This window comes from Pseudomonas sp. K5002 (assembly GCF_013386655.1).
Taxonomy (GTDB): domain Bacteria; phylum Pseudomonadota; class Gammaproteobacteria; order Pseudomonadales; family Pseudomonadaceae; genus Aquipseudomonas.
Genome location: NZ_JACARK010000684.1, coordinates 1 through 2,137, shown reverse-complemented (window position 1 = coordinate 2,137; position 2,137 = coordinate 1). Strand labels below are relative to the sequence as shown.

The 2,137-nt window shown below is 65.1% G+C and carries 3 protein-coding genes; all 3 read right to left on the bottom strand.

Going from position 1 to position 2,137, the window contains the following annotated elements; translation table 11 throughout:
- A partial coding sequence (locus HX846_RS26160; protein WP_256739951.1) for a sulfurtransferase occupies positions 1 to 439 on the bottom strand: 439 nt, incomplete at its 3' end.
- Complete coding sequence (locus HX846_RS26155; RefSeq protein ID WP_178966382.1) at positions 436 to 1,554, bottom strand: phosphotransferase; 1,119 nt, start codon at positions 1,552 to 1,554, stop codon at positions 436 to 438. The genes HX846_RS26155 and HX846_RS26160, both read right to left, overlap by 4 nt.
- Positions 1,551 to 2,137 (bottom strand): ABC transporter substrate-binding protein (locus HX846_RS26150; protein WP_178966381.1); only part of this gene is annotated, 587 nt, incomplete at its 5' end. The genes HX846_RS26150 and HX846_RS26155, both read right to left, overlap by 4 nt.

Genomic DNA, 2,137 nt, shown 5'->3' with positions numbered 1-2,137 from the left:
CGGGTGTGTTTGCAGGCTGCCGGCTGTGCTGCGGTAACCCCGCCCGTTGCCAGGCGTTGAAACCACCGTCCAGCACGCCGGCGTGAATGCCCAGCCCGCGCAGCATCCACCACAGGCGTGCGGCCCAGAAACCGTCGGCGCGATCGTAGATCACCACGTTGCTGCCGACGCCTGCACCCAGATTCGCCAGTGCCTGAATCAGGGCTTGTGGTGTTGGCAGGGCGAAGCTGTAGCTCGCTTGAACGTCGGCCAGATCGGTCAGCAAGTCGGCATGCCGTGCGCCGGGGATATGTGCGTGCAGCCAACCGGCATGACCGCTGGCGACCCGGTAATCACCGTCAAAACGCGGGGACGGCAGGACGACGGTGGCGTCCAGTATCACCAGCCCGGGCTCCCCGAGGTGGGCATGCAGCCAATCGGTATCGACCAGGATACTCATACGGATTTTCGCCGCAGGTGGTTGAGCAATCGTTGCCCCTGGGCACCGGCAAACCACTGCAGATGGCCCAGCAGGTAGGCGTGATAGGCCACGTCGGCACTGCTGGTGGAACCCACTACGCCTTGGTAGTACGCGATTTCGGACAGGGCAAAATCCACATGCACCAACGGCAGCAGGGCGCTCAGGGTGTGCAGGTCCTGGGCGCTCAATGGCCGGCCCCGGTGATAGCCGGTGAGCAATGCGTCGACGCTGTCGAGGTCCGCTGCTGCCAGGCCACCGCTGTCCAGGTCCAGCCAGGGCACGGCGTTGCGTTCGATGGCGGTCGCCAGGTCGTAGAGGGCGAAGGTGCGGTCGGCGAGGCCGAAGTCCAGCACGCTGGCGACGTTGCCGTCTGCATGCCACAGCAGGTTCGAGGCGTGCCAGTCGTTATGGGTCCAGAGCGCCGGTTGTTGGTGCAGCAAGGGTTGCAGGGGCGCGTGCCAGGGCAACAGCAGCTCGGTCAGCCGTGCGTGCCAATCCTTGTCGGCAAGGTACTCGGTCAGCGCCGGGGTATTGGCGATCGCGGCCAGTGGCGCGGGTTGTTCGATCACCCGGGCATTGGCCAGCAGCACTTCTGTTTGACGGCGGGGTGCGCTGTAGTGCTCGGCTGCGATGTGCAATCGAGCCAGCGCCACACCCGCCGCCTGCGCATGTTGAGTGCTTTGGAAGGGCGACCACGACAGCGCATCGCGGTACAGGTCAAGGCCCTCGGCGACATGGTGAATCTCGTAGGTCCATTCACCTTGCGTCGTGGCCGTTGCACCGTGGCGGTTCGGCACCACTGCGGCAACCGGTGCGCCGTGGCGATGCAGGTGGGCGATCAGGCGGTGTTCTTCTTCCAGCCATGCGGCTTTGCGCACGTGCCGGTGATGCCGTTTGACGAACAGGGTGGCGCTGCCGGTATTGATCAGCCCGGCAGCGGAGAACGGTCGCGGGCTGTGCCAATGCAAACTGCGCAGTTGACCCAGTTGCGGGTACTCGTGCAGCAGCTGTTGGATATCTGCTTCGTGCAGCGCTGGCCAGTCGGCAGCTACCGGATCAAGCCCCAGGCCATGGGCGGTGCGTTGTGGATTCATGCCGCCGCCCCGGGCAGATAGGCGTTGCTGGTTGCCCCTTGCCACACCTGCGGATTGTCGAGCACCGCGTGCTCGTGCAGCCACTCGGCATAAGGTTTCAGCAGCGCCTGGCGTTGCTCGCCCCAACGACCGTCATGCAGCCAGGTCGGAGCGATTTTGTGCAGGGATGCGCTGAGCAATTCCGCCGGGAAATACGGTGTGGTGTGCTCATAGGCCGCCAGCGCGATGGCTGGCTCTTCGGCCACTGCGAGATAGCCACGGGCAGTGGCCGCGAGGAAATCACGCACCAACCCGGGCTGCTCGGCGAGGGTTCGTTCGTGGGCGCCCAACAGGTAGCTGTGATACGCCGGTGCGCCAATCTGATCCACCGGCAACACCACCCGGCGTTCTGCTTCGATTGGGCTGTGCATCAACGCTTCCCAGGCCCAGTAGCCGCCGAAACTGGCATCGGCGATGCCTTCGGCCAACTGTTCGGGCCGCAACTCACGCACGCCGCTGTCCACCAGGATCACGCCATCGGGGTCGCCACCGTCGTTGCTCACCAGGTGACGCACCATCGCCAAACCCCGTGGCGTGGGGTTGA